The sequence below is a fragment of the Rhizobium sp. CBN3 genome, from assembly GCF_030518245.1.
GTDB classification, from domain to species: Bacteria; Pseudomonadota; Alphaproteobacteria; order Rhizobiales; family Rhizobiaceae; genus Rhizobium; species Rhizobium aethiopicum_A.
Map to the genome: position 1 here is coordinate 136153 of NZ_JAULSE010000011.1, position 25323 is coordinate 161475.

Sequence of the window (25323 nt, forward strand, 5' to 3'; positions counted from 1 at the left end):
GCGTCAGACGCGGACCGATGGGCAGGCCGAGCAAGTTCAGCCAGGCGCTGGCGGAAAAAATCTGCGCGCGCATCGCCGACAGGGAGAGCCTGCGCTCGATCTGCCGGGACGAGGACATGCCGTCGAAATCGACGGTGCTGTCCTGGCTGGCGGATGAGGACAAGGCGGCATTCCGGGCGCGATATGCGCTGGCGCGTGAGATCATGGCCGACAGCTTCGTCGACGAGATGGTCGAGATCGCCGACAACGGCAGCGACGACTGGATCGAAAAGAAGAATGCGGCCGGCGAGACCACCGGCTGGCAGGAAAACGGCGAGGCGATCCGGCGCTCGCAGCTGCGCATCGCCACCCGTCAATGGGTGGCCGAGAAGCTAAGGCCGAAGAAATACGGCGCCAAACTCGAAGCCGAACAGAGCGTGACCGGCGAAGTCTCGCAATTGCTGGAGGCGGTCAATGGCAGGACGCGCGGACTTCCAAGCGGCAGTTGACCAGTTTTCCGACTGGCGCTGGCGGCTGAACAATCTCTACTGGATCACCGACAAGGCGGGCAGGCGCGTCAGGTTCGAGATGAACGTGATGCAGACGAGCCTTTTCGAGGAGATGCATTATCTCAACGTGCTCTTGAAGGCCCGTCAGCTCGGGCTGACCACCTTCATCCAGATCTTCATGCTCGATGCCTGCGTCTTCAATCGCGATATCCGGGCCGGCACCATCGCCCATACGCTCGCCGACGTGCAGACGATCTTCCGGGACAAGATCAAATATCCCTATGACAATCTGCCCGAAGGCATTCGCAACGCCGTGCCCGTTGCCAGGACCAACCAGACCGAGCTGCTGCTCGCCAATAATTCGAGCATCCGCGTCGGCACGTCGCTGCGCTCGGGAACGCTGCAATATCTGCATATTTCCGAATATGGAAAGCTCTGCGCCAAATATCCCGACAAGGCGCGGGAAGTCCGCACCGGCGCCTTGAACACGGTGCAGGCCGGCCAGATGGTCTTCGTCGAAAGCACGGCGGAAGGCCAGGAGGGGCATTTCTATGCGCTCTGCGAGGACGCCCAGGTCAAGCAGCGCCAGGCGCTTGAGCTGACCGAGCTCGACTTCAAGTTCCACTTCTTCCCCTGGTGGAAGGAGCCGCAATATTCGATCGCGCCCGAGGGCGTCATCATCAGCGACGCCTTCGCCAAATATTTCCGCCAGCTCGCCGAGCAGGGGATCACGCTGACGGCGGGGCAGAAGGCCTGGTACGTCAAGAAGGCTGAGATCCAGCTCCGCGACATGAAACGCGAATATCCATCGACGCCTGCCGAAGCTTTCGAGGCAAGCGTCGAAGGCGCCTATTATGCCGACCAGATGGCGATCGCCGACGCCGAGGAGCGCATCGGGGTGTTCCCGCATGTGGAAGGTTACCCGGTCCACACCATCTCCGACATCGGCATGGATGATGCCAACAGCGTCTGGCTGTTCCAGGTGCTGCCCGGCCGCGTCAGGATGATCGGCTATTTCGAGCATACCGGCACCGGCATGGACGGCATGCTCGACGAGCTGGAGCGGCGGGCGGGCGAACATGGCTATGTCTACGGCGTCCACAACATGCCGCATGACATCAAGGTCAGGGAATGGACGCGCGGCGGCATGACCCGCATCGAGATCATGCTGAAAGAGGTCAAGGCGCGCGGTCTCGGCACGGTGCGAAAGGTCGAGCGCGCCTATGTCCACGACCGCATCAACGGTACGCGGCGCATCCTGGCAAAGGTCGAGTTCGACCAGGCCGGCTGCGCCGACGGCATCAAATGCCTGCGCAATTACCGCAAGGACTGGAACGAGGATCTGAGCGTCTTTCGCGACGAACCCTTGCACAACTGGGCCTCGCACGGCGCCGACGCGTTCGGCGGCCTGGCGATCATCTTCACTGGCCTCGCGCCCGAACCGCTGAAGCCAGAGCGTAAGCCGCTGCCGACATTCCAGACGATGACATTCAACGAATTTGCCGATTCCACCCCGAGACAGAGCGAGCGTGTTTGATGGAAGACGAGACGATGGCTTTGGAAGGCGCGCAGCATTGGGATCCGGCAAAGATCGGCGCCCATTGGCAGCAGGAGCTTGAACGCGCCCAGCGCTATTTCAAGTCCTGGCACGACCGCTGCGGCAAGATCGAGAAGATCTATCTCGACCAGCAGTCTGACCAGACAAGCGCGGCCAAGCGCCGTTTCCCGATGCTCTGGGCCAATACCGCGGTGCTGCAGCCGGCCGTCTATGCCCGGGTGCCGCAGCCGGTCGTCGAGCGCCGCTTCAAGGATGCCGACCCCGTCGCCCGCATCGCTTCGGAAATCGTCGAACGCAATCTCGCCTACACAGGCGACGAGGCCGATCTCGACTCCATCATGCGGGCGGTGCGCGACGATTTCCTGCTCTGCGCCCGCGGCACGGTGTGGCTGCGCTACGAGGCCGATTTCGAGCCGCTGGACATGGGCGTCGCGCCTTCGGACCCCTTGGCGGAAAACGGCTTGCCCGGCGAGACGGCTGCAACCCTCGAAACGATTGCCGACGAGCGCGTCTGCGTCGACTATGTCCACTGGTCGGATTTCCTGCATTCGCCGGCCCGCCGCTGGAAGGATGTCACCTGGGTGGCGCGGCGCGTGCCGATGAGCGAGGAGGAGATGGAAAAGCGCTTCGGCCGTGAGGCCATGGCGTCGGGGGCGGCCGAGGCTGCCGGCAGCCGCAAGGGCGAAAGCCAGGCCGAACGCGCCGAGAACGAGGGCAAGACCCATGTCTGGGAAATCTGGTGCAAGAGCGAGAACTATACTGTCTGGATCGCCGACGGCTCGCCGGTGGCGCTCGAGGTTTCCGAGCCGCCGCTGGAGCTGACGCATTTCTGGCCTTGCCCGCGCCCGGCCTATGGCACAATGTCGACGAGCTCGCTGGTCCCGGTTCCCGATTACGTCTATTACCAGCAGCAATGCGACGAGATCGATCTTCTGACCCGGCGTATCAACAAGCTGACCGATCAATTGCGCCTGAAGGTCTTCTATCCCTCCGGCGACGGGGCGATCTCGCCGGCGATCGAAAAGGCGATGCGGCCTGAAAACGATATGGTGATGGTGCCGATCCCGGAATGGGCGGCTTTCACCGACAAGGGCGGCTCGAAGGCGGTGGTGACGCTGCCGATCGACGAGGTGCAGAAGGTGATCGTCGCCTGCATGTCGGCGCGCAAGCAGCTGATCGAGGACGTCTACCAGATCACCGGCATCTCCGACATCGTGCGCGGCGACACCCAGGCGTCGGAGACGGCGACCGCACAGCGCATCAAGAGCCAGTGGGGCTCGATCCGCATCCGCGACCGCCAGGCCGAGCTCGCCCGCTTCGCCCGCGACATCATCCGCCTTGCCGGCGAAATCATCTGCGACCAGTTCCAGCCGGAAACGCTGATGCTGGTGAGCGGCATCAAGCTGCCGAGCATGGCGGAGAAACAGCAGGTGCAGATGCAGATGCAGCAGATGCAGATGGCGGCCGGGCAGGCAGCCGCGCGGGCGCAGCAGATGGGCCAGCCCGCGCAGGCGTCCCCCGAAATGGCGCCGCCCGAATTGCCGCCGCAGCTGCAACAGATGATGGGGCAGCCGACGATCGACGAGGTGGTGCAGCTTTTGCGCAACGACAGCATTCGCGGATTCCAGATCGACATCGAAACGGATTCGACGATCGAGCCCGACGAGGACGCCGAAAAGCAGCGCCGCATGGAATTCGTGCAGATGGTCGGCGGCTTCATGCAGCAGGCAGGCGCCATGGCGCAGCAAAGCCCGCTGCTGGTGCCGGTCATGGTCGAGACGCTGCTCTTTGCCGCCCGCGGCTTCCGCGCCGGCCGCCAGCTCGAAGGCATGCTGGAGCAGGTGGGCGCGCAGCTCTCCGAGGCAGCCAGCGCGCCGAAACCGGAGCCGCAGCCGCAGCCTTCGCCCGCCGAGATGCTCAAGCTGAAGACGGCCGAGGTCAAGGCCGGTGCCGAACAGCGGAAAGCCGAGCTTGGCGTGGCGCAAGCCGAGATCGAGCATCGCGCCACGGTCGAGCAGGCGCGCAGCGAGATGGCGGCGCAGGCGATCGACCAGATGCGCGCGAGCTATCAATAAGCCTGGGAGCAACAACATGAGAGAACGCTATTGCCGCGTCTGCGGCGGCTGGCACGCGCTCGATAAGTGGCCGCACAACTGTATGCCGGTGAGGAACCTCGCGCAGTCGGACCTGCCGGCGCCGCATTTCGTCAGCGACACGATCGACATCCAGTCGATGCATGATGGCCGGCACTACACCTCGAAAGCCAAGCTACGCTCCGCCTACCGGGCGGCCGGCGTGGTCGAGATCGGCAATGAGACGCCGCAGCCGGTCGAAAAGCCGAAGACGGACCGAAAGGCGATCCGAAACGAACTGCGGCGGGTCTACGCCGAATACAACGCCTGAACCTGAACGGGCATCAATCCCCGAAATAGGAACTTTTCCCGATGGATATGGAAGAACTGAACGAGGCCGGCAACGGCAGCGAAGATTTTGGCGCGGAAAAGCCGGTCAGCGTCCGCGACAGCCTGAAGACGGCGATCGACACCGTCGAAGGCGGGCCGGGCGATCTGCCGGGCCAGCCGCGCGACGGCGAATACGGCCGCTTCCTGCCCAAGGGGCAGGAGCAGGCTGTTGCTGCCCGGACAGGGCAGGCGGCCCCGGGTGCCCATGGCGCACAGCAGATCGGCGAGATTGACGGCCGCCAGCAGCCCGCTTCCACCGGCAGCCGGGTTCCGCCCGGCTGGTCGGCGGAAGCCAAGGCGCAGTTTTCAAGCCTGCCGAACGAAGTGCAGGCGGCAATCGCCAAGCGGGAACAGGAGGTCGATCGCGGCTTCCGAGTCCTGCAGGATTACAAGGGGCTCGAGGAGTTTACCCCGATCGTCCGCCAAGCCGGCATCACCCATGCCGATGTCATGCGCCGGGCGATCGAATGGGAAAACGCGCTGATCCGCGATCCCGTCAACACCGTCCTGCACGTCGCCAAGGTGGCCGGCGTCAATCTTCACGCTCTGGTCAACGGCCAGGCAGGGGAGGCGATGCAGCGCCATGAACAGGCAGGGCCGCAGCCCCAACGCCAGACCGGGCCGATCAATGTCGAGGCCACGGTCGAACATGTTTTGAGGAAGAGGGACACCGAAACTCAGGTCGATGCCTTTCTTTCCGATCCGGCCAATGCGCATGCCGAAGACGTTCTCGACGACATGGTCGCCCTCATCAATGCGGGGCGGGCATCGACGCTTCAGGACGCATACGACGCCGCATGCTGGATGCGCCCGGACATCCGCCAGCAGTTGATCAGCCAGACTGCGCCGGCTTTCGTCCACCAGCAGCAAGCCCAGAGGGCCGCAGCGGCAGATCAAGCCCGCCGCGCCTCGCGATCCATCTCTGGATCTTCCGCTCCGGGCCCGACCCGCGACGCGGCAAGAGGCCAGCCCAGTTCAATCCGAGACTCGCTTCGCGACGCCATGCGCTCCGCGCGCGGTCAAGTCTGATCAAAGGAATGATCAATGCCCATTTCGCCCAACCTCTCTGAAATCGTCGCCACGACGCTGCGCAACCGCAGCGGCACGGTCGCCGACGACGTGACGAAGAACAACGGTCTTCTCACCCGTCTCAACAGCCGCGGCCGCAAGAAGCCCGTCTCCGGCGGCCGCACCATCGTCCAGGAACTGCAGTACCAGGAAAACAGCACCTTCAAGCGCTATTCCGGCTACGACATCCTGAACGTCCAGCCCTCCGACGTCATCACCGCCGCCGAATACGATCTCAAGCAGGCCGCGGTCGCCGTCTCCATGTCCGGCCTCGAACAGCTGCAGAACTCCGGTGAGGATGCGATCCTCGATCTGCTCGAGCAGCGCATCGAGAATGCCGAAACAACGCTGAAGAACAACATCGCGCTCGACTGCTATTCCGACGGCACGGCCGATGGCGGCCGTCAGATCGGCGGCCTGCAGCTGCTGATATCGACCTCGCCGACATCAGGCACGGTCGGCGGCATCTCGCGCGCCACCTGGGGTTTTTGGCGCAACCAGAAATTCTCCGCCTCGGCCGATGGCGGTGCTGCCGCCACCAACGCCAACATCCAGAGCTACATGAACCGGCTCTATATGTCCTGCGTGCGCGGCGCCGATGCGCCCGACCTCGTCGTCGCCGACAACAACTTCTTCCGCCTCTACTGGGAATCGCTGCAGGCGATCCAGCGCATCACCTCGGCCGACAAGGGCATGGCCGGCTTCCAGTCGCTGCAATATATGGGCGCCGACGTGATCTTCGACGGCGGCTTCGGCGGCGGCGCGCCTTCCAACCAGATGTTCTTCCTCAACACCAAATACCTGTTCTACCGCCCGCACCGCGACCGCGACATGGCGCCGATCGGTGATGAGCGCATGAACACCAACCAGGATGCCTTCGTGCAGCTGATGGGCTTTGCCGGCAACCTCACCATGAACAACGCCTTCCTGCAGGGCGTGCTCTTCGCCTGATCGAACGAAAGGATCAACATCCATGACCATCGCAACTTCCCAGACCGATCGTCTTGGCGCGAACCCGTTCGTCGTCGAAGGCCCGATCGTTGCCGGCTCCGGTATTCCGGGGCCGAACTTCGCCCTCGGCGCAGTCGCCGGCGGCGACCGTGAATCCGAATGGGTCTATTGCCAGCTGGTGCTGGCGTCGCAGACGACCCTGCAGCCGGGCCAGTGGTTCCAGTGGAGCCGGGATTATGTCGCCTCGCTGCTGACCACGGCCGCCGCCGTCGTCGGTCAGCGCTGCGGCGTCTTCTCGGGTGCGGCCCAGCCGCCGACCGTCACCGGCGGCCCGGTCGGTGCCGTGACGCTGCAACCCGGCACCTATTACATCTGGCTGCAGCGCAACGGCCAGGCGCCGGCGCAGGTGGCGACCGCAACGGCGGCCCTCGTCGTTGCCGAAACCACCACCACGGCGGGCCAGGCAAGTGCGCCTGCCTCGGCGACCGTCGGCACCAAGGCGATCGCCAACGTCAACTTTGCAGCCGCCAACCAGACGTTTGCGGCAACGACGGTCAACGGGTCTCCCGTGCTGACGAACCTTTCCGGCCTCAATGCCGGATCCGGTCCGTTCATCGGCGCCGCCGTCGCCGGCACGGGTATTGCGGGCGGCACTACGATTGCTGGCATCAGCTACAGCCCGAACGGCGTCGTCCAGAGCATCACGCTCTCTGCCAATGCCACCGCCAACGGCACCGGCATCACCATCACGGCGACCGGCGTGCTCGAGGCGACGCTGATGCGGCCGTATCTTCCGAAGGTGAACTAAACCATAGCAATCAACGGGCGTTTCGGCGCCCGTTTCGCTGACGTCTTCGTATGTGGCGTGCCCCTCATCCGGCTGCCGCTCACCCCTCCCCAACCCCTCCCCACAAGGGGGAGGGGCTAATATGCCGCACCGCTTTACGCAGCATCATCGTCCCAAACCGTCGAGAGTGACAGCCGACAAGACCTTCCTTTTGGTCGCCGTCGGAATGACGGGTTAGCCCCTCCCCCTTGTGGGGAGGGGTTGGGGAGGGGTCTTCACGGACCGCACGACATCACAGCAGCGCCTCAGCGCCCATCCACATCTCCCGCCATCAACAGCGAGCAAACACCATGCCCGACAGCAACACCGGAATTTATGCCTCCTTCAGCCTCGAGCCGGTCGAACAGACCTTCCTGACCGAGAAGGAGGGCCGGCCGATCTTTGCCGACAAGGAATTCGTCCGGATCTTCATCGCCGGCGACAAGCACACCGAGGTCTACCGCGAGGTGACCGAGAACGACAAACAGCGTTTCGCCGATGCCTATAAGCGCTTCAAGGACGGCGCTGCCGCCCGCGAGCAGCTGACCGGCACGCCGCTTGCGCAATGGCCCTATCTGAAGCCCAGCCAGATCAAGGAGCTGGAGGCGATCAACATCTACACGGTCGAGCAGCTCGCTGCCCTTTCCGACACCGCCAAGCAGAAGGTCGGCATGGGCGCCAATGAGCTGACCGCCGCTGCCCGCGCCTATCTGGCGACGGCAGAGAGCTCCAGCGCCGCCTCGGCCTTTGCCGCTGAAAACGAGCGGCTGAAGGGCGAGGTCGGGCGTCTGCAGGAGCAGATGAAGGAGATGGCCCTGCGCTTCGAGGCGCTCGAAAAGGACGGCGATGGCGGCAAGAGCCGCGGACGGCAAGCGGCCTGACGAAGCCTCAATGCAGGCGCGTTACGAAGCGCTGATACAAGCAGCCCCCTCATCCGCCCTACGGGCACCTTCTCCCCGAGGGGAGAAGAGGGAATAGCGACGTCACGGCACATCCCCTTCTCCCCAGCGGGGAGAAGGTGGCCCGAAGGGTCGGATGAGGGGGCCACGCGGCACACCCTATCAAATTCACCTATTGCCCACAGCTCTGCTCTGAACCGGAGATCCCCCGCATGTCGCTGCTGACCATCATTCAGAACGTCTGCGCGGAGATCGACCTCGATCCGCCGACGGCAGTCATGTCGTCTGCGGATCCGCAGATCATGCAGCTGCGCATCCTTTCCACCCGCGCCGGCCGTGATCTGATGCGGGCGCATGACTGGTCGGCGCTGATGGTGCGGCGGCAATTCGAGGCAACCGGTGCGATCCCCGAGCCGGCCGAGCCGCCCGGCGACTGGGAACGCTTCGCCGCCAATGCGCGGATCTGGAACGTCTCCCGCCTCTGGGCACTGAACGGCCCGGTGGAGCCGCAGACCTGGCAGCGCCAGACCATCCTCAATGCCAACCCGGTGCCGCAGATCTGGCGCATGGCGGCGGGCAGGCTCGACATCTACCCGAATGTTGCGGGTGAGACGATCGAATATGCCTATGTCTCCGGCTACTGGGTGGCGGTGAATGGCAGCGCCACCACTGCCGCCAATTGGGCCAACGACACCGACACGGCGCTCTTTCCCGAAGAGCTGCTCGAACTCTCGCTGATCTGGCGCTGGAAGCGGGCCAAGGGCCTCGATTACGGCGAGGAGCTTGCCTCTTTCGAGCGAGCCAAGGAAGCCGCCATCGGCGCCGACCGCGCCGCTGGGCCTGTCGACCTTTCGCTGCCGGCGAGGGGGCAGACGCCTGAAAATTATTGGCCCGGCATGATCACGGTGACGCCATGACCCGCAGACCTGTCCCCCCGAACGGGCGCACTCGCCGCGTTTCGCCCGGCAAAGACTGGATTGCGCCGATCGGCGGCTGGCGAACCGATGTCGAGATGGCTGACATGCCCGAGGATGCGGCCTTCCAGCTCGACAACTTCTTTCCCGAGGCCAACCGTGTGCGCGCCCGCTACGGCTTCCTCGCCTTTGCCACAGGCCTCGGCGCCGATGTGCAGACGGTCATTCCCTATTCCGGCGTGAGCAACAGGCTGTTTGCCGCGGCCGGCGACAAGATCTTCGACGTCACGGCGGGCGGTGCGGCCGGCGCGCCTGTCGTCTCGGGCCTCGCCAGCGCCCGTTGGTCGGTGCAGCAATATACCAACCCCGCCGGACAGGAATTCCTGCGCCTCGTCAACGGCCTCGACACGCCGCTGATCTTCAACGGCAGCTCCTGGACGAATAATTTCCTGGTCGGCACGGCGACACTCGCCACCCAAAATGTCGCCGTCCGCAACACCGCCCATACGCTGAGTTTCTTCGGCACCGGTTCCGTGACGCTCTCCGGCGCCTGCGCCGGCACGCTGAACGGCACGGGCGCCGGCAACCGGGTGTCGCTCACCTTCACGCCTGCGGCCGGCACGCTCACCGTCACCGTGACGGGGTCGGTCAGCAATGCGCAGCTGGAAAAGGGTTCGGCCGCCACGCCCTATGTCGCCTCGACGATGATCACGGGCATTCCGGACGCCTCGCTGCTTTGCGCCGTCACCGCCTATCGCTCGCGCCTGTGGTTCATCGAAAAGAACTCGACCAATGTCTGGTACCTCGCCACCGACGCCGTCAGCGGCACGGCGACGGTTCTGCCCGTTGGCGGCAACATGAAATATGGCGGTACGCTGGTGGCGATCAACGTCTGGACGATTCCGGTGTCGACGGGCCTGCAGCAGTGCCTGGTGCTGATCTCCTCGGAAGGCGAGGTGATCGTCTTCCAGGGCTCCGATCCTTCGAGTGCCGCCAATTGGGGCCTGATCGGCACCTTCAAGCTCGGCCGGCCGCTCGGCACCGATCGGTGCCTGCTTTCGGTCGGCGCCGATCTCGCGATCATGACCACCGACGGCATCGTGCCGATCACCAAGGCGGTGCAGCTCGATCGCGGCGCCACCAGCCTCGGCGCCATTACCGCCAGGATCGGCCCGACATGGCGTTCGACCGTGGCGGCGACCGGCACGAGCTCGCTGGAGTGGCAGCTTTCGAGCTTTCCGGCGCGGCAGATGGCGATCGTCAACCTGCCGTCCTCCTTCGGCCCCTATCAATATGTGATGAACACCGAGACAGGCGCCTGGTGCCGCTTCGTCGGCATGCCCGCCTCCTGCTGGGCGACATGGCAGGACCGGCTGTTCTTCGGCGCCGCCGACGGCACGCTTTACGAGGCCGAGGTCGGGGCAAACGACAATGGCGCGGCGATCGACGCGCTGATGGTCGGCGCCTGGAGCCGCTTCGGCGACGGGCTCTCGACCAAGCTCTCCAAGCTGATCGGGGTGACGGCCGAGATCGGCGTGTCCACGCTGATGTATGGCGGCATGTCGGTCGACTACCAGACGAAGGTGCCGACAGCGCTTCTGTCGTCCGTCGAGAACAATGCGGCGGCGAAATGGGGAACGGCAATCTGGGGCGTTTCGAAATTCCCCGGCATTTCGCTGGTGCGCAAATTCGCCTCCGCCGGCGGCGCGGGTTCGGCGCTTGCACCGACGATCCGCGCGCTGATCTCCGGCTCGTCAGGCTCGGTCTCGGAAGCCGCCGTTGTCGGCGGCTCGCTGCTTTACGAGAGGGGCGCGCCGATTTGATCGTCTGCGAACCCAGCGCCGAGATCGCCGCCTGGGTGGGCGCGAGAATCGGCGTCACCTTTCACCCGCCCTACACCACGCTTGCCCATGTCGACCGCGGCCGGATCATCGCCGGCCTCGTCTTCAACGTCTGGACCGAGCACGATATCGAGATCTCGCTTGCCGCCGACCGGCTGTCGCTGACGCTGATGCGCGCCGTCTTCGACTATGTCTTCAACCAGCTCGGCTGCCGCCGCGCCACCTGCCGCACCCGCGCCGACAACAGCCGCGCCCAGAGTCTGCTCGCCAGAGTGGGCGCCGAGCCGGAAGGCCGCCAACGCAGCTATTTCGGCGATTGCGACGGCCTGCTTTACGCCATCATGAAGGAGAATTTTCCCTATGGTCTCCACGCCAAAGGCCCCCAAGGCGCCTGATCCGACCCAGACCGCGGCGGCGCAGACCGCCACCAACGTCGACACCGCCATCGCCAATGCGGGGCTCAGCCACACCAACCAGTACACGCCGGATGGTTCGCTGGAATACAAGGTCAGCGGCTATCAGACGATGACCGACCAGAACGGCAAGACCTACAAGCTGCCGACCTATTCCGCCTATCAGACCTATTCACCCGAGAACCAGGCGATCTACGACCAGACGCAGCAGACGCAGCTCGGCCTGGCCAGGCTCGCCAACGACCAGACCGCCAAGGTCTCCGGCATCCTCGGCACCAATGTCGATCTCAGCGCCGGCAACGTCGACAAATACGTCAACGATCACTGGCGCTCCGGCTTCGACAACCAATGGAACCGCGACCAGGCGAGCCTCGAGCAGAGCCTGGCAGACAAGGGTATCGCCATGGGCTCGGCGGCTTACGACAACGCCATGCGCGATTTCTCCACCCGCAAGCAGGCCGCCTCCGACCAATATCTCGGCGACATGTATTCGAATGCTCAGAATTCGATCCTGACCGAGCGCAACCAGCCGCTGAACGAGATTTCGGCGCTGATGTCCGGCTCGCAGGTGCACCAGCCGAGCTACGTCAACACGCCGACGACGCAGCTTCCCACCGTCGACCAGGCCGGCCTGATCAACGAGAACTTCAATCAGAAAATGGGCCTCTACAACCAGCAGCTCGCCCAATCGAACGCCGCCATGGGCGGCCTCTTCGGCCTCGGCGGCTCACTGCTCGGCGGCTGGGCGAAATCCGACCGCCGGCTGAAGCAAGACATCAGCCGCGTCGGCACACTGGACAACGGCTTGCCGGTCTACGCCTTCCGCTACAAAGAGGGCGGTCCGATGCAGATCGGCCTGATGTCCGACGATGTGCGCAAGATTCATCCCGACGCGGTGTTCGAACATGCAGACGGTTTCGACCGCGTCGACTACGGAAGGGCGGTGGGCTGATGGCATATATTTTCGCCGGCGATACCGGCAAGACGCAGAGCGACGTCAGCGACCAGCGCAAGCGGCTGGCCTACGCCATGCTGCAGCAGGGCATGGATGCGAGTCCGATCCAGTCGCCCTGGCAGGGCGCGGCACGGCTGGCGCAGGCGCTGATGGGTGGGTTGGCGATCAGGCAAGCGGATCAGGAGCAGAAGGCGGCTACGGCCGCAGCTCCCGCTGTGCCGACGCGCGCGCCTTCAACTCCGCCTGCGAAGGCTCCTGGCTTCCTGCCGTCGTTGTTCGGTGTATCGAAAGAGACGGCACCCAACTCGTCGATCCCGAAAAGGAAGCTACCAGGAAATGTCGCCCTTCCAAGAATTTTCTGACCCCGGCAGGGTCCTGGTCAATTATGGGCGCGATGACGCCAGCGGAGCGTAACTATGACAGAATTGACACCTGAGCAGTTGCAAGCCCTTGCCCGCGCACGGGCCCGGGTGCAGACGAAGCAACTACAAAATCCGACGCCGCAGCTACCTTCCGGGCGTCATCTAACTTATGAGGAGGGGTTGGCGGCTCTTAAAACCGAGGGGCTCTATGGCCAGGCCCTAACCGGCCTGAGTGGCGTCGTCGATGGCATTCCCATTGCCGGCCCATATCTCCTCGAGGGCGTGAAAAAGGCAGCGGCTCATCTCCGTCCCCTCATACACGGAGGGACTTATGAGGATCAGCTCAGGGTTGTGAATGCCCGCGATCGGGAGGCCAAGATTGCGCATCCTAATGTCAACACGATAGGGCAGGTGGCCGGTGCGGTTGGTGGAACTATTCCGGCCGTCGTCGCTGCACCAGAATTATTCGGTGCTGGCGGGGGCAGTATGGTGGCGCGCTCGCTGGTTTCAGGCTTGACCGGCAGCGGCATTGGTGCCGCGGATGCTCACGTGAGGAGTGGCGGCGATCCTGAAAAAACTCGCCGGGGCGCTATTGAGGGGGGCCTGCTTGGATTAGCTGGTCCCTTAGCGGGGGAAGTCATCGGAGCCGGTGTGAAAGCAAGTGCACAGGGCGCAAAGGCTCTCACCCGCGCGCTCCTTGGAGAAGAAGTAGCTTCAAAGCCGGCGCGGGATATACTTGCGGACCTGACAAGGGATGCTCGTAATTGGCTCGCGAAGAACGTTTCTGATGCCGATAAGCTCGCCGCGAATCGTGACCGTTTCGACAAGCTCGGATCTGAAGCGATGCCAGCAGACGTCTCGCCAGAATGGCGCGGCGCCGCCAAGAGCGGTGCAGTCCGGGAATCGACACGCAACAAGGTCGTGGGACCTCTGAATGAGCGCGGCTCCCTGGCAGGTAGTCGCCTTAAGTCGGACTTCGAGACAAGTCTTGGACCCGATCCGGTTCCGTCCATGATCGACAGCGACCTGAAAGCAAGCCAGGCGCAAGTGAACAGTCAGTACCGGCCCGCGGTCGTGGAACAGCCGCCCTACGACTTTACGCCCATTGCGGAGCATCTCGATAGATTGATTCCGTATCGGCGCGGTAGCGAACAGACCGACCTTCTTAACGTTAGAAACATGCTCAATGACTTTGGGAAAGACACCGTCTCTTCCGACCCAGCCATTGCGTACGAAACACGCCGCGCGATCGATCGAATTCTGACGACTGCTAAAGATCCCGAAGTCATTGAGACACTCGGCGGCGTTCGTGGGATGATCGATGAAAGGCTTGCTCGATCTGCCCCCGGCGTGAAGGAGCTTGACGCGCAGTTTGGGGAGTTAGGCCGACAAAGGGAGGGCTTACTGCAGGGGCAGTCTGTTCTCGCCGATGGACCACGCGCCATGCGCCCCGCAGAGCTTCAGGAGAAATTGGTGGCGGGTGCCGAACCGCAGGGTATGCTGATTGGTCCCTCTGCTGAATCAACGCGCATTCGCCAGGGGGCCCTTGGCGAGATCTATCGTGCGGCTGGAACCGAAGGTGGTGATATAAACGCGCTACTCAAGATTATTCGCGGCAAAGGCGACTGGAACGGCGAAAAGCTTGGCATGATGTTCGGACCCGAGAAGGCTGATGCCTCACTCAATGCCCTAGATCGCGAAGCCCTTTTTGCCAACACGAAAAATGGCGTAACCGGCGCAGCTGACACGGCAGGGGAGGCCGGGTTCGAGCAGTATCTCGGCAAGGTTTCCAAGCCACAAGAAGTTCCGACGGAAAAAAGTTGGACCGATCTCGGCCTAACGACGGCTCGACGTCTTGCGCGATCCTTCCTTGAGGCGAATGCAAGCGCCCACGCAGCTCGCGTTGCCGACGAAGTCGCTCCGTTGAGTGTGCTTCGAGGTGAGCAGCGTAATGCGTTAATGGAGGCGCTCGTGCGCCTAGGACGCGACCACATCGTCGACCAACAACGCATGGCGCTGATCAACGCATTCGTCCAGGGTGGGGGAAGGGCAGCCTATCCGCTCTTGTCAAACGAGAAGAATAGATGATGTCAGGCGCCCTCATAGGCGATCTGCATCGGTATGACGACCAGCAGCAATGTTGCGAGCCTGACCATCAAAGCAAGCGCGCCGCCCAAAAGGTAGTTGATGACGCTGAAGTAAATCCCCTCACCGTTCGCGCGCGCGCCTGCTTCCATCCGCGGATTGGCAGCAGGAATACTGCGAAGGGTTTTCAGCTGGTCATCGATTTGTATGCCGCAACCGATATTATACGTTTTGAGGCCTCGCAATCGCGGGGCTTTTCCTTTCGGAGCAAGATAAATGCCCAGAAACCCCTCAACCGGCGTCTATTCGAAACCCGCCGGAACGACACCATCTGTCGGCCAGGTCATTGACCCGGCACCTTGGAACGCGCTGACCACCGACCTCGGCAACGAAATCACCAACTCGCTGCCGCGCGACGGCTCGGCGCCGATGACCGCGCCACTCAAAGTGGCAAGCGGTACGGTTTCGGCGCCCGGCATCGGCTTCGCCACCAACCCTCAGACAGGCCTTTATCTGAAGGGCGGCGGGCTCTTAGGGTTCACGCAGAACGGCGCCGACGTCGGGTTCGATAAGGCGTCGGTTTATGCGGCGAAGTCAGGCGATTACACGGCGCTTGCCTCCGATGACAACGCGGTTCATCGCTTCACCGCAGCAGCGACGCTCACCCTCAGCGCAGCGGCAACGCTCGGCGCAAACTGGCACTATTGCGTCATTGCCGATGGTGGCGATGTGACGATTGATCCCACCGGCTCGGAGACGATCGATGGCGCGGCCACGCTTGTCCTCAAGAACGGCTATAGCGTCAACATCATATGTTCGGGTGCCGCCCTCTTCACCGATAAGCTTTCCGCCAGGATCCAGAGTAAAGCCGACAGTTCGGCCGTAGGCGATTTCGTTGTCGGCCTCATCCTTTCCAATAACGGTAACGGCCCGAACACCCATATCGACTTCACCTCCGGCTCCGCCAGGTCAGGGTCGAGCTTCGTTTCCAGCGCAGCGGCGTTCACCAAGAGGGTGACGGGAACATTTGCGGCCGGAACGGGCTCCGGCGGCCTCGATGCCGGCGCCGTCGCGGCAAATGCGACATACTTCGCCTATGCGTTGCGCAAGGACGCCGACCTGTCTTTCGACGTAGTTTTCTCGACCTCGCCAACCATCGGCGGCATCACCACGACACTGCTCACCGGCTATACCATTGTGAGATGCATCGGCGTGGTGCTGACGGACGGAAGTTCGAACATTCGGCCGTTTGTTCTGTATCCGAGGGACGAGTATACCTTCGTGACGCCGGTCAAGGATGCTGTCAGTGCCGCTATCTCTACGACCTCGACCCTTCTGGCGCTAACAGCGCCAAATGGGGTGAAAGTCAAAGCGAAGCTGCGTTTCGAGTTCACATCGTCGGCAACGACCAATGCGGCTCTGCTATCCGACCCTGCACAAGGTGCGCTTATTGCCGGCGCCGGCAATGACGGCGCCAACGCCGGCTCTATCCAGGTAGCGAGCGGTTTCGCAGTGGGATCGCAGGAGATATGGACAAATACAAGTCGGCAAATTCGGATGGCAGTGGGCGGTTCTATCGGGAGCATCTGGATCTGGACTGATGGCTTCCATTTCCCTTGCGGAAGGAGCTCTTGAATAAGCTCCACACCTGTGTTTGACATGCTGCCATCACGCCGGGAGTAGAAATGGCACAGGTCGACAAGGCATCGTATCGTAATCGAGGCGGCGTAATCCAGCGGCTCGTCACTGCTTATAAGCGATTCCGCTACTTCACCGCGGCCGGCGAAAATCTCGTGGTGAAGCGCAGCGCTGCGTTTCGCCTGGTGGGTCATGCCGTCCTTGAGGTCGGGGATAACGTCACCATCCAGGACCAGTCGTTCTTTCAACTTACAATGCCAGAGCCCAAAGTCTTCATCGGCAACAACACCGTAATCGGCCGGCGAAACATCATCACGGCAAAGAACCGGATATCAATCGGCAATGATGTCCTCATCGGCTCTGATGTCCAGATCATCGATCATGGCCACGGTATGAGGCGAGACGTACCAATCAGGCTTCAGAAGGCCGAAATCGGCTTTGTAGAAATTGGTGATGATGTCTGGATTGGCGCGGGTGCCAAGATATTGATGAACGTCACGATAGGGACAGGAGCCGTGATCGGCGCAAATTCAGTAGTTATCTGCGATATCCCCGAATACGCCATCGCAGTTGGATCGCCCGCCAGGGTCGTCAAATATCGGGAGTAGCCATTAAGATCGGCTCAGAAGCCAAATTCGAGCGGTGTGTCACGCAAGCTGTCGCAGGTATTCAATGCTTTGTGAGCGGCTTCCATGAAGGGCGGTCGCCACGTCCTCTATGCTCGGTAGACGGCATGAACATACTATCGTTCAACGGCCCTTTTATCGATGGCGGGCTAGACCGTGGTCAAGCCCGCCATCGCAATTTGACGATCTACCGGTAAAATTCTGATGTAAAACCCTACTAACGCCACCAGCCACGCTCAAGCTTACGTTGCAATCATCCTGATGATGTATTTATATTCCCCCGCGTGTTTCGGGGGAATCATGGGAAAATCTGTCGTGCCCAGCGTAAAGCCGCGTAGTGTAGCAGTTGAAATGGCGAGCGTAGAGCAGTTCTACAGAACGCTGCGAACCCTCATCAAGACGGCTGGTCTCGTCGGTTGTTTTTATTTTATAGCGCTTGCCATGGCGCCTTTTGCAGGCAAAGAGACCGCCGTTTCATTTGCGTTAAACTTTTTGGCGGATGTTAAGTTTGTCCTAACACTTGGATTGGCTGGGGCGGCTGGAACATGGGCGGTCGCCGAGCGGATGTTGCGAGAGCGCAAGACACAGAAATTGCAGGATCGTGTGAAAGAACTTGAAACAAGGATTGATCCGAACCGTTCTACTAGCGGTTTGACGCGTACAGGCAAAACAAATCCACGGGATAGGAGGTTCTGATGAATTTCGACGCCGTGCTAGCAATCATGGTTCTGATGCTTTTGGGGATGTTGTTTTTCGGTCCATGGCAGGAACTATGCACCGCCTATGCAAGACAAATCGCGTTTGAATGCAGGGATAGGATTTTCGATCTTGCGGCTGACGGGAAGCTGGATTTCCGCTCCCAAGAGTACCGGGTCATTCGAAGTTCGATGGAGAAGCTTATTCGTTTTGCCCACGATATGACCCTTCTGAATTTCATCTATATCACTTGGCACCTTCGCCGTAAAAGAGCGACTACCTCGGAAAGCCATCTGACGACCGCCTTGGAATCGATAAAGGATCTAGAAACGAAGGCGAAAATTCGCGCCTGCGTAGAACGAGCTCACTTCGCAATGTTTCTCATGATGGTGGCTAAGTCCCCCCTGACCTTCTGGTTTGCTTTCGTTTTCGTCTTTAGCCGGAAATTGGGCTCGCAACTGCCGTCTAGGTCCAGGTCATTCGCAAATCCATGGGGTGAAGTGCTTCAAGTTGAGGCGGAGAATGCCCGAGTGAATAAAGGGAATATGAAAGCCGTTGCTTAGGCAAGGGTCTTAAATTGGCGAAAGAAGGCCCGCTTCGGTGGGCCTTTTTTGTGTGCGTCATGCTGGGCAACATACGTAATCAGCAACTAAGGCTGCGTTCTCAAGCCTTGGTCTGGCTAGGCTACAAGGCTTATGACGGGCCGGCATCGCCATCACGCGTTCAGATCGGCCTTGTGAGGCATAGCCCTTCCTAAATTATCGGAGCCCACCCATGCTCGTCCATAACTGGCGCGCAGTGCTGAGGCGCGCCTGGAGCGTCCGCCTGATTGCGCTCGCTCTGCTCTTCATCGTGCTTGAGCCCGTCATTAATTTCGTCGCCGCAACCTGGGTGCCGCGCAACCTCTATATCCAGATCGCCATGTCTACGGCATCAGGCCTTTTCGCTGCGGCGGCGATCGTCGCCCGCATCGTCTTCCAGCAGAAAATCTCAGGAGAACTGAATGGCAAACCGCCTGCAGAAAGGTAGCGCCGCAGCCGCGATGGCCGTGGCATTGGTCGGAAGCTTCGAAGGGCTCCGGCAGCACGCCTATCCTGATCCGGCCACCCAGGGCCAGCCGTGGACGATCTGCTACGGCAGCACCAACGGTGTGAAGCCGGGCGACTATAAGACGGTGGGAGAGTGCAAGGCGCTGCTTTCGCTCGAGCTGCAGCGGTACGCCAATGGCATAGAGCGGTGCGTCACGGCCCAGCTTCCGGATGCCCGCTTCGTGGCTCTGACCTCCTTCGCCTACAATGTCGGCGTCAAGGCGGCCTGCGGCTCGAGCGCGGTCAAGCTGATCAATCAGGGCAGGACGGCGGAGGGCTGCGAGGCTCTCCTCAAATGGAATCGTGCCGCCGGCATTACCTTTCCCGGCCTGACCCGCCGCCGGCAGAAGGAGCGCGCCTTCTGCCTGGAGGGCATCTGATGTTCGGCCTTCTCGACGCGCTGAAGATGGGCGCCGGCATCGCCGCCGGCCTTTTACTCTATCACCTCTATGCCGTCTCGATCGGCTACCCCTCGGCGGCGCGTCAGGCGCGCGCCGGCTACGTCCTCATGTCCGAAAAGACCGCGGCCGAAGCCAGGGCGGCCGAGATGGAGCGTCAGCGGAATGCGGCGGCCGGCGCCGGCGAGGAGCACCGCAAGCGCCTGGAGGCCGCCAAGGCCGCCGAACAGGACGCCAGAAACACATTGGAAAACGAGATCCGATCCTATGAACTCGAGCTTTCGCAAACGAACCACGCTTGCGCTGTCACTGCTGCTGATCGTGACTGGCTGCTCCGCCACTGAGCGCCTGAACAAGGCGGCGGTCGCCAGCGGGCAGGCCGCGGCCGGCATCGTGCTGCCGCCGTTGCCCGACGATCTCAGAAAGCAGGAAGCGCATGCGCCTGTCCGCGAGGGCGAGCCGCTGATTGCGATCCTCGCCCGCGAGCGCCAGGCGCTCGACCGCGCCAACGCCCGCCAGGAGCGCAGCGTCAAATTCTATGATGACCTCACCAGCCGATACGGAACACGCCGATGATGAATGCCATTTCGCTCGCCCTTGCCAATCCGATGCTGAGCGGCGGGGGCGGGAGCGCCGGAGATCCCGACCGCTACATGTTCTTCGCCACCCGCAACCGCATGCCGTCCGGCGCGATCGTCACCGCCGCCTCCGGCACGAATTATGTCTGCACCAAGATCGTCGTCAACACGCCGCAATATAAGACGCGGACCTTCCGCTTTCATCTTTCCGGCTTTGCCTCGACCGAAGGCGGAAATTCGCCTCAGGAAACCGTCGTCACCGGCACGATCGGCACCCCGGGCAATTCCGTGGTCGCCGACGCCATGTTCATCCGCGTCGCCGGCGTCTTCTACCAGTGCACCTTCGCCGGGGCAAACACGGTGACGGTCGCCGACCAGACGAACGGCGCCTGGACGGACGAACTCACCATTCCCGACGTCGCGCCGGAAAGCGAAATCGAAATCTGGCTGTTTTATCACACCGCCGTCGGCGAGAAGATCTGGCCGGTCTACCGCATTCAGAAACATCGCGGCGAACGCGTCTGGGGCGCCGGAGATCTCGCCACGCTTCTCGCCTTCAAGGATAGCCCGCTCGCCGACAGCACCGCCGGGCTCGATACCGGCTATGGCACACAGGCACAGCCGCAATATTGGGGGGCCGATTTCATGGTCGCCAAGGGCGACTGGGATGGAAGGCCGGTCGCACTGGCTTTCGTCGACAGCATCGGCGAGGCACGTCAGGAATATTCGTCCGCAGCCGATACGCGCGGCAATCTCGGCTGGCTGCGCCGCTGGCTCGACAAGGATGGCGGCCCGGGCCGCATCCCCCATTGCCTGATCGGCATGCCCGGCGCCGGTTCGGTCCGCGAATATACCGGCAGCGGCTCCTCGATCGCCACCAGACGCCGAGACATCATCCGCGAAATCATTGCCTTCAACGGCAATAAATGGCCGTTCACGGTCATAACAAATCAGATGGGGCAGAACGACACGGCCTCGACCTATACGCAGTTCTTCACCACCAACTACCGCTCGCTGGTCACCCGCCTGCGCGCCGAATATGCCGGCGTCAGAATCGTCGCCTTCCCGCCGCTCGGGCGGACGACGATCACACGCAACATCACGCTGACCTCGGTCGGCACGGTCGCAACGGCGACCATCGCAAGCGGCCTCAACGGACTTGCGACTGGCCAGACCGTCAGTATCTCGGGAGCGACGCCGACCGCCTACAATGGAAGCTATGTGATATCAGTCGTCGACGCCAACACCTTCACCTACAATTTCGCCGGCGGCACCTCGCCGGCGACCGGGACCATCACCTGCAACGATCTCGGCCTCAGGGCCGAGTATCAGGTCTATGGAACCAACAACAGCTGGCCCTCGGACGGAACGGACGCTTCGGGCAAATGGCGGCTTCGGGATGATATCCTTGCGCAGACATCGGCTTGCTGCGACGCGGCAATCGATACCTACGCGGCGTGGGTCTCCCCCTCCAGAGGCGGTGTCTGGCCCGGCATGCTGGAGCTTGCGAGCACGACATTGACCGCGCAGGCCGGAACTGACGGTGTTACCACCTATAACCAGATCGTCGTCGCGGATGCGAGCATCTTCAGGCCGGAGCAGACGCTGCATATCTATTCCGGCCCGGACGGCCTGGCGCGCCTGAGCACGCAGGTCGTCGCCAGCATTGCCGGCAACGTCATCACCTATCAAGGCGTGAGCGCCGTCGTCATGCCTGTGGGATCGGTGGTACGTCCGGCGCCGTCCGTCGGGGAGCTTTCGCCGGTCTCCTTCATCCATCCGCAGCCGATCATGATCGACCGGATTTCGAACGGCATTGCCCAGTCCGAAAAGCTGAAATTCAATTCCTGAGGTGGCCGATATGACATCCAACGACGATATCCTGCGCGCCCTCGGGCGCGTCGAGGGAAGGCTGACCGGCATCGAGGAAAACGTCGCGCTGCTGCGCCAGGAAATGGGCGACGAAAAAGCCAATGCCCATGAGAGCCGCGCCGTGATCCACAAGCGGCTCGACGAACAGGCAAGACAGATCGCCCATCTCGACACCAGGGTGGCGATGACAGGCGGAGCGGACGCCCAGATCCGCGCCGAGATCGTGACGCTCAAGGAAACCGTCGACAAGAACCAGGAGACGGTCGGCCCGGCGCTGGAAGAATGGAAACGGATGAAATCGATCGGCTATGGCATCTCCGGGCTGATTGCCTTCGCCGGGCTGACGACGGGCGGGGTCATTGCCTATGCCAGTGATGGGGCGGTGGCGGCGCTCAGGCATTGGCTGAAGATCAGTTGAGCGGTGCGCCATCTTTGCGCTGTTCGGCCCGGCAAGTCATATGCAGCAAAACGGCGCCAGCGCGGCTGATATATTGCCGCCTCCGACGCCTTACTTAAAATTAGACTTTACTAACGAACAAAACCGCCGCCTGTTTGTTATCCTCTTCAAGGAGGAAACGGACATGAAGAGCATGAGCAACCGCCAAGTTCGCGTTCCCAGCCCCCGGGAGCATGACGTTGCCGAGCATTGCCGCAAGTTCGGGATTGGCCCGGCGGAGGAGAAGAAGCTGAAAAAGCTGCTCGGGTCTCACGCGCCGCTGCATGAGATCCGGGCCAATGCGCCGCCGCCCCAGCCGAAATGGCGATAGCGCCGGAGCCGGAACTTCCGGCACTATCCGGCGTTAGATCGCCGGGCCGCGCGGTCGGTCTCGTCTCCTGTACCCCCTGCTACCCCGGCAGGCGCTGCGCGGTCCACTCTACCCTTGCTTCCGGCTTATCGGCGTGCCGATCTGTCCGCGCACGCCGAGCCATCAATGCCGCAGCTCGCGCGATAGCATCAGAATATAGTCGTCGGCAATATCGGCGACCACCATGGCCGCTTCGGCTGGCGGATAGCCCCTGCCGACAGCTTCGGCGACGATCTTCATCACCTGCGGTTCAAGCGCTTCCCGGCAGTCGGCCAGATCTTTGTCATTCGGGCATTTGGCACGAAATTCCACAATGTTATTCATGGCATACCCCTCCGTTTGATGTTGCGGCGCTGCTTGATGCATGAAGCCGGTCCCCTTCGGGAAAGGCGGGTCACCGTTCCGGCGCGCCGTGCCGGAACAAATTAGCGATCATGAAAATACGATGTCACAGGGCGGGATGTATTCAAGTTGATGCTGATATTAAGGTAAGGCAGTAGGGTTAATTCGTCCAGCGGGAGTTGACGGCCCGTCGGCAGGAATGTCAGGCAATGGCGCAACACCTTGTTTCCGTGTCGCTTTCCGGCACGAAAAACCGGCGGTCTGTTGGTTTTTCATCAGAAATGCCGGCATTTACCATGCGCTACGAGGGCTGGTCGCAGCTCTGTACCGGAACTGGACAGCCACAGATCGCGACGTCATCCCAGGCCTTGTGCCACTGCTGTCCGATCCGTGTCGATGGCTTGCCCCTCACCCTAACCCTCTCCCCGTTCTGACGGGGAGAGGGGACATGCCTTACGAGACTTTTGGCGAGCGACCGAGAGGTCGCGGCTTGTCCCCTTCGCCCCGTTTACGGGGAGAAGGTGCCGGCAGGCGGATGAGGGGCTGTGGCCGCGGCAAAGGGAACGGCAATGAAGGTGTTGCTGCGGGACTCGGCTCTCAGGCCGCGTTGAAGGGTACGGCGACGAAGGTCTTATTCCCGTCGCGTTCGACGAGCAGCAGCACGGATTTGCGGCCGGCCTTGCCGGCTTCGGCGATTGCAGCCTTGACATCGCGGGCATTGTGCACCGGCCGGCCGTTGACCGAGACGATGACGTCGCCCGACTGGATGCCGGCGGCGGCGGCCGATTTGTCCGGATTGACGCTGGCGACCACCGCGCCGCTGACCGAGCGCGGCAGGTTGAGCTGCTGGCGCACATCCGGCGTCAGCTCGGCAAGGCCGATGCCGAGGCTCGGCTGGCCGGAGGACTGGCCCTGCGCTTCCGGGCTTGTCGCCGCAGCCTGCTTCTGGCCATCTGCATTGGCGCCGACGGTAACGTTGAGATCGATCTCCTTGCCGTCGCGCCAGACGCCGAGCGACTTTTGCGTGCCGGGCGAGAGATCGGCGACGAGACGCGACAGGTCCTTCGGCGTCTTGACGGTCTCGCCGCCGACCGATGTGACGATGTCACCGGGCTTCAGTCCGGCATGGGCGGCCGGCGTATCGGCGGAGACGGCAGCCACCAGCGCGCCGCCGGTCTTGTCGAGGCCGACGGCATCGGCGACGTCTTTCGTGACCGGCTGGATCTGCACGCCGAGATAGCCGTGATTGATCGAACCGTCCTTCTCGAGCTTGGCGACGATCTCCTTGGCCTCGTCGGAGGGAATGGCGAAGCCGACACCGACGCTGCCGCCGTTCGGCGAATAGATGGCGGTGTTGATGCCGACGACCTTGCCCTCACGGTCGACGAGCGGGCCGCCCGAATTGCCGTGGTTGATCGGCGCATCGATCTGGATGAAATCGTCATAGGGCCCGCTGTGCAGGTCGCGGCCGCGCGCCGAAACGATGCCCGCCGTCACTGTGGTGCCGATGCCGAAGGGATTGCCGATCGCCAGGATCTGGTCGCCGAGCTTCAGCCTGTCGGAATCGCCCCAGGCGACGGTCTGCAGCGGCTTGCCCGCCTCGACCTTCAACACGGCGACATCGGATTTCGGATCGGTGCCGATCAGCTTGGCCGGAAGTTCTGTGCCGTCGTCGAGCGTCACCTTGATGTCGAGCGCATTGTCGATGACATGGTTGTTGGTGACGATCACGCCGTCCGGGCTGACGATGAAGCCGGAGCCGAGCGCCATCGCATGCTGGGAGCCGCGCTGTTGCGGCGCCGGGCGTGGCAGCGGAATACCCTGGTCCTCGAAGAACTGGCGGAACTGCTCGTCCATCGGCGATTGCTGATCGGCGCTGACATCCGTCGTCTTCATCGTCGTGGTGATGGTGACGACGGCAGGCTTGTCGGCGTCGACGACGGAGGCGAAGGAGCCGCTCGGGGCGAGAATGCCGCCCATGTCCGATGGTGCGGCAAAGGCGCTGGACGAATTGATGGCGTAGGGCAGGCATGCCGCGCCGGCGATAATGGCGGCCCCGACAAGTGCTGCTGTGCGATGTTTGCTGAGAATACGTGACATGGTGGTGATCCCTTGCGAGAGCGTTGGCTTGTGATGGCGTCGTAGTTCCGTGTCTCGGACCTGGCGTCGGATGAGGTGCGCCAATTCCTGTGTTCGCCGGCGCGGATCGTCGGGAGGCGACGATCGGGGGAGGGCAAGAAGAATTCGCGCTCGGGATTAATATGATCGCGCCGGACGGCTTTACAAATTAAATATTGATCATGTTTATATTGCTGATTTGTCAGGCATTACTGAAGTTTAATCTTCGCTGCCAAAGCGCGGCGCCGACCGCTGCTCCCGGCCGGATTACAGATCTCGGAACCTGCAATCGCCCGGGGGGGCGCCAGGGAGAGAGAGGCCGTCTCCAAGGAGTGACGC

At 62.4% G+C, this 25323-nt stretch carries 28 protein-coding genes; 25 read left to right on the forward strand and 3 right to left on the reverse strand.

Annotated features, from left to right (window positions below; translation table 11 throughout):
• Window positions 1-17 precede the first annotated feature (17 nt).
• The 14 genes from QWJ46_RS18170 to QWJ46_RS18235 all read left to right on the forward strand — a co-directional run bounded on the left by QWJ46_RS18170 (window position 18) and on the right by QWJ46_RS18235 (window position 14825).
• Entirely contained in the window at window positions 18-488 is a 471-nt protein-coding gene (locus tag QWJ46_RS18170) for a terminase small subunit protein (protein WP_302752582.1), read from the forward strand.
• Window positions 454-2025, forward strand: a complete 1572-nt coding sequence (locus QWJ46_RS18175; protein ID WP_302752584.1) for a terminase — start codon at window positions 454-456, stop codon at window positions 2023-2025. The genes QWJ46_RS18170 and QWJ46_RS18175 overlap by 35 nt, the downstream gene beginning before the upstream one ends.
• The gene (locus tag QWJ46_RS18180) at window positions 2025-4121 is read left to right on the forward strand and encodes a hypothetical protein (protein WP_302752585.1); all 2097 of its coding nucleotides are present in this window, start codon (window positions 2025-2027) and stop codon (window positions 4119-4121) included. The genes QWJ46_RS18175 and QWJ46_RS18180 overlap by 1 nt, the downstream gene beginning before the upstream one ends.
• Window positions 4122-4137: 16 nt before the next feature.
• A complete protein-coding gene (locus QWJ46_RS18185) occupies window positions 4138-4449 on the forward strand; it encodes a hypothetical protein (RefSeq protein WP_302752587.1) in 312 nt (103 codons plus the stop codon).
• A 41-nt stretch (window positions 4450-4490) separates the two neighbouring features.
• Window positions 4491-5537 carry a hypothetical protein gene (locus QWJ46_RS18190; protein ID WP_302752589.1) on the forward strand — a complete coding sequence of 349 codons (1047 nt, stop codon included), beginning with the start codon at window positions 4491-4493 and terminating at the stop codon, window positions 5535-5537.
• Window positions 5538-5552: 15 nt separating this feature from the next.
• The gene (locus tag QWJ46_RS18195) at window positions 5553-6527 is read left to right on the forward strand and encodes a phage major capsid protein (protein WP_302752591.1); all 975 of its coding nucleotides are present in this window, start codon (window positions 5553-5555) and stop codon (window positions 6525-6527) included.
• 22 nt (window positions 6528-6549) lie between these two features.
• Window positions 6550-7335, forward strand: a complete 786-nt coding sequence (locus QWJ46_RS18200) for a hypothetical protein (protein ID WP_302752593.1) — start codon at window positions 6550-6552, stop codon at window positions 7333-7335.
• Between the two features lie 329 nt (window positions 7336-7664).
• Window positions 7665-8234, forward strand: a complete 570-nt coding sequence (locus tag QWJ46_RS18205; protein WP_302752594.1) for a hypothetical protein — start codon at window positions 7665-7667, stop codon at window positions 8232-8234.
• Window positions 8235-8464: 230 nt separating this feature from the next.
• Window positions 8465-9169 carry a hypothetical protein gene (locus tag QWJ46_RS18210; protein WP_302752595.1) on the forward strand — a complete coding sequence of 235 codons (705 nt, stop codon included), beginning with the start codon at window positions 8465-8467 and terminating at the stop codon, window positions 9167-9169.
• Window positions 9166-10989, forward strand: coding sequence for a hypothetical protein (locus QWJ46_RS18215; protein ID WP_302752597.1), 1824 nt, complete (start codon window positions 9166-9168; stop codon window positions 10987-10989). Before QWJ46_RS18210 ends, QWJ46_RS18215 begins: the two co-directional genes overlap by 4 nt.
• Window positions 10986-11402 (forward strand): GNAT family N-acetyltransferase, encoded by a 417-nt coding sequence (locus QWJ46_RS18220; RefSeq protein ID WP_302752598.1) that lies wholly within the window; start codon window positions 10986-10988, stop codon window positions 11400-11402. The genes QWJ46_RS18215 and QWJ46_RS18220 overlap by 4 nt, the downstream gene beginning before the upstream one ends.
• Window positions 11368-12372: a tail fiber domain-containing protein gene (locus QWJ46_RS18225; RefSeq protein ID WP_302752600.1), complete on the forward strand. Its 1005-nt coding sequence runs from the start codon at window positions 11368-11370 to the stop codon at window positions 12370-12372. Before QWJ46_RS18220 ends, QWJ46_RS18225 begins: the two co-directional genes overlap by 35 nt.
• Complete coding sequence (locus QWJ46_RS18230) at window positions 12372-12737, forward strand: hypothetical protein (RefSeq protein WP_302752602.1); 366 nt, start codon at window positions 12372-12374, stop codon at window positions 12735-12737. Before QWJ46_RS18225 ends, QWJ46_RS18230 begins: the two co-directional genes overlap by 1 nt.
• A gap of 54 nt (window positions 12738-12791) precedes the next feature.
• Entirely contained in the window at window positions 12792-14825 is a 2034-nt protein-coding gene (locus QWJ46_RS18235; protein WP_302752603.1) for a hypothetical protein, read from the forward strand.
• Window positions 14826-14827: 2 nt separating this feature from the next.
• On the opposite strand, the gene QWJ46_RS18240 is transcribed toward QWJ46_RS18235, so the two are convergent.
• Window positions 14828-15067, reverse strand: coding sequence for a hypothetical protein (locus tag QWJ46_RS18240; RefSeq protein WP_302752604.1), 240 nt, complete (start codon window positions 15065-15067; stop codon window positions 14828-14830).
• Between the two features lie 31 nt (window positions 15068-15098).
• Here QWJ46_RS18240 and QWJ46_RS18245 point away from each other — a divergent pair, with 31 nt between their 5' ends.
• The 11 genes from QWJ46_RS18245 to QWJ46_RS18295 all read left to right on the forward strand — a co-directional run bounded on the left by QWJ46_RS18245 (window position 15099) and on the right by QWJ46_RS18295 (window position 22485).
• Window positions 15099-16457 carry a hypothetical protein gene (locus QWJ46_RS18245; protein WP_302752606.1) on the forward strand — a complete coding sequence of 453 codons (1359 nt, stop codon included), beginning with the start codon at window positions 15099-15101 and terminating at the stop codon, window positions 16455-16457.
• Between the two features lie 50 nt (window positions 16458-16507).
• Window positions 16508-17068, forward strand: a complete 561-nt coding sequence (locus QWJ46_RS18250; RefSeq protein WP_302752608.1) for a DapH/DapD/GlmU-related protein — start codon at window positions 16508-16510, stop codon at window positions 17066-17068.
• Between the two features lie 318 nt (window positions 17069-17386).
• The gene (locus QWJ46_RS18255; protein ID WP_302752610.1) at window positions 17387-17782 is read left to right on the forward strand and encodes a hypothetical protein; all 396 of its coding nucleotides are present in this window, start codon (window positions 17387-17389) and stop codon (window positions 17780-17782) included.
• Window positions 17782-18345 (forward strand): hypothetical protein, encoded by a 564-nt coding sequence (locus QWJ46_RS18260; protein ID WP_302752611.1) that lies wholly within the window; start codon window positions 17782-17784, stop codon window positions 18343-18345. Before QWJ46_RS18255 ends, QWJ46_RS18260 begins: the two co-directional genes overlap by 1 nt.
• A gap of 211 nt (window positions 18346-18556) precedes the next feature.
• Window positions 18557-18811, forward strand: a complete 255-nt coding sequence (locus QWJ46_RS18265; protein ID WP_302752612.1) for a hypothetical protein — start codon at window positions 18557-18559, stop codon at window positions 18809-18811.
• Window positions 18786-19250, forward strand: a complete 465-nt coding sequence (locus QWJ46_RS18270; protein ID WP_302752614.1) for a lysozyme — start codon at window positions 18786-18788, stop codon at window positions 19248-19250. The genes QWJ46_RS18265 and QWJ46_RS18270 overlap by 26 nt, the downstream gene beginning before the upstream one ends.
• Window positions 19250-19612 carry a hypothetical protein gene (locus QWJ46_RS18275; protein ID WP_302752616.1) on the forward strand — a complete coding sequence of 121 codons (363 nt, stop codon included), beginning with the start codon at window positions 19250-19252 and terminating at the stop codon, window positions 19610-19612. Before QWJ46_RS18270 ends, QWJ46_RS18275 begins: the two co-directional genes overlap by 1 nt.
• Window positions 19613-19616: 4 nt before the next feature.
• Complete coding sequence (locus QWJ46_RS18280; protein ID WP_210631674.1) at window positions 19617-19844, forward strand: hypothetical protein; 228 nt, start codon at window positions 19617-19619, stop codon at window positions 19842-19844.
• A complete protein-coding gene (locus tag QWJ46_RS18285; protein ID WP_302752618.1) occupies window positions 19841-21697 on the forward strand; it encodes a hypothetical protein in 1857 nt (618 codons plus the stop codon). Before QWJ46_RS18280 ends, QWJ46_RS18285 begins: the two co-directional genes overlap by 4 nt.
• 10 nt (window positions 21698-21707) lie before the next feature.
• Entirely contained in the window at window positions 21708-22136 is a 429-nt protein-coding gene (locus QWJ46_RS18290; protein WP_302752620.1) for a DUF1515 domain-containing protein, read from the forward strand.
• A gap of 163 nt (window positions 22137-22299) precedes the next feature.
• Window positions 22300-22485: a hypothetical protein gene (locus QWJ46_RS18295; protein ID WP_302752731.1), complete on the forward strand. Its 186-nt coding sequence runs from the start codon at window positions 22300-22302 to the stop codon at window positions 22483-22485.
• A 162-nt stretch (window positions 22486-22647) separates the two neighbouring features.
• Here the strand turns inward: QWJ46_RS18295 and QWJ46_RS18300 are convergent, their stop codons facing one another.
• Complete coding sequence (locus QWJ46_RS18300; protein ID WP_064801080.1) at window positions 22648-22848, reverse strand: hypothetical protein; 201 nt, start codon at window positions 22846-22848, stop codon at window positions 22648-22650.
• Window positions 22849-23463: 615 nt separating this feature from the next.
• On the reverse strand, window positions 23464-24966 hold the full coding sequence (locus QWJ46_RS18305; RefSeq protein ID WP_302752621.1) for a DegQ family serine endoprotease: 1503 nt from the start codon (window positions 24964-24966) through the stop codon (window positions 23464-23466).
• Window positions 24967-25323: the final 357 nt, after the last annotated feature.

Coding starts and splice junctions, on each gene's coding strand:
- QWJ46_RS18225 (WP_302752600.1), top strand. CDS start 11,368: ATGGTCTCCACGCCAAAGGCCCCCAAGGCGCCTGATCCGACCCAGACC.
- QWJ46_RS18305 (WP_302752621.1), bottom strand. CDS start 24,966: ATGTCACGTATTCTCAGCAAACATCGCACAGCAGCACTTGTCGGGGCC.
- QWJ46_RS18215 (WP_302752597.1), top strand. CDS start 9,166: ATGACCCGCAGACCTGTCCCCCCGAACGGGCGCACTCGCCGCGTTTCG.
- QWJ46_RS18205 (WP_302752594.1), top strand. CDS start 7,665: ATGCCCGACAGCAACACCGGAATTTATGCCTCCTTCAGCCTCGAGCCG.
- QWJ46_RS18265 (WP_302752612.1), top strand. CDS start 18,557: ATGCTCGTCCATAACTGGCGCGCAGTGCTGAGGCGCGCCTGGAGCGTC.
- QWJ46_RS18285 (WP_302752618.1), top strand. CDS start 19,841: ATGATGAATGCCATTTCGCTCGCCCTTGCCAATCCGATGCTGAGCGGC.
- QWJ46_RS18210 (WP_302752595.1), top strand. CDS start 8,465: ATGTCGCTGCTGACCATCATTCAGAACGTCTGCGCGGAGATCGACCTC.
- QWJ46_RS18180 (WP_302752585.1), top strand. CDS start 2,025: ATGGAAGACGAGACGATGGCTTTGGAAGGCGCGCAGCATTGGGATCCG.
- QWJ46_RS18275 (WP_302752616.1), top strand. CDS start 19,250: ATGTTCGGCCTTCTCGACGCGCTGAAGATGGGCGCCGGCATCGCCGCC.
- QWJ46_RS18190 (WP_302752589.1), top strand. CDS start 4,491: ATGGATATGGAAGAACTGAACGAGGCCGGCAACGGCAGCGAAGATTTT.
- QWJ46_RS18255 (WP_302752610.1), top strand. CDS start 17,387: ATGGGAAAATCTGTCGTGCCCAGCGTAAAGCCGCGTAGTGTAGCAGTT.
- QWJ46_RS18250 (WP_302752608.1), top strand. CDS start 16,508: ATGGCACAGGTCGACAAGGCATCGTATCGTAATCGAGGCGGCGTAATC.
- QWJ46_RS18270 (WP_302752614.1), top strand. CDS start 18,786: ATGGCAAACCGCCTGCAGAAAGGTAGCGCCGCAGCCGCGATGGCCGTG.
- QWJ46_RS18260 (WP_302752611.1), top strand. CDS start 17,782: ATGAATTTCGACGCCGTGCTAGCAATCATGGTTCTGATGCTTTTGGGG.
- QWJ46_RS18295 (WP_302752731.1), top strand. CDS start 22,300: ATGAAGAGCATGAGCAACCGCCAAGTTCGCGTTCCCAGCCCCCGGGAG.
- QWJ46_RS18290 (WP_302752620.1), top strand. CDS start 21,708: ATGACATCCAACGACGATATCCTGCGCGCCCTCGGGCGCGTCGAGGGA.
- QWJ46_RS18175 (WP_302752584.1), top strand. CDS start 454: ATGGCAGGACGCGCGGACTTCCAAGCGGCAGTTGACCAGTTTTCCGAC.
- QWJ46_RS18245 (WP_302752606.1), top strand. CDS start 15,099: ATGCCCAGAAACCCCTCAACCGGCGTCTATTCGAAACCCGCCGGAACG.
- QWJ46_RS18185 (WP_302752587.1), top strand. CDS start 4,138: ATGAGAGAACGCTATTGCCGCGTCTGCGGCGGCTGGCACGCGCTCGAT.
- QWJ46_RS18200 (WP_302752593.1), top strand. CDS start 6,550: ATGACCATCGCAACTTCCCAGACCGATCGTCTTGGCGCGAACCCGTTC.
- QWJ46_RS18230 (WP_302752602.1), top strand. CDS start 12,372: ATGGCATATATTTTCGCCGGCGATACCGGCAAGACGCAGAGCGACGTC.
- QWJ46_RS18195 (WP_302752591.1), top strand. CDS start 5,553: ATGCCCATTTCGCCCAACCTCTCTGAAATCGTCGCCACGACGCTGCGC.
- QWJ46_RS18300 (WP_064801080.1), bottom strand. CDS start 22,848: ATGAATAACATTGTGGAATTTCGTGCCAAATGCCCGAATGACAAAGAT.
- QWJ46_RS18170 (WP_302752582.1), top strand. CDS start 18: ATGGGCAGGCCGAGCAAGTTCAGCCAGGCGCTGGCGGAAAAAATCTGC.
- QWJ46_RS18235 (WP_302752603.1), top strand. CDS start 12,792: ATGACAGAATTGACACCTGAGCAGTTGCAAGCCCTTGCCCGCGCACGG.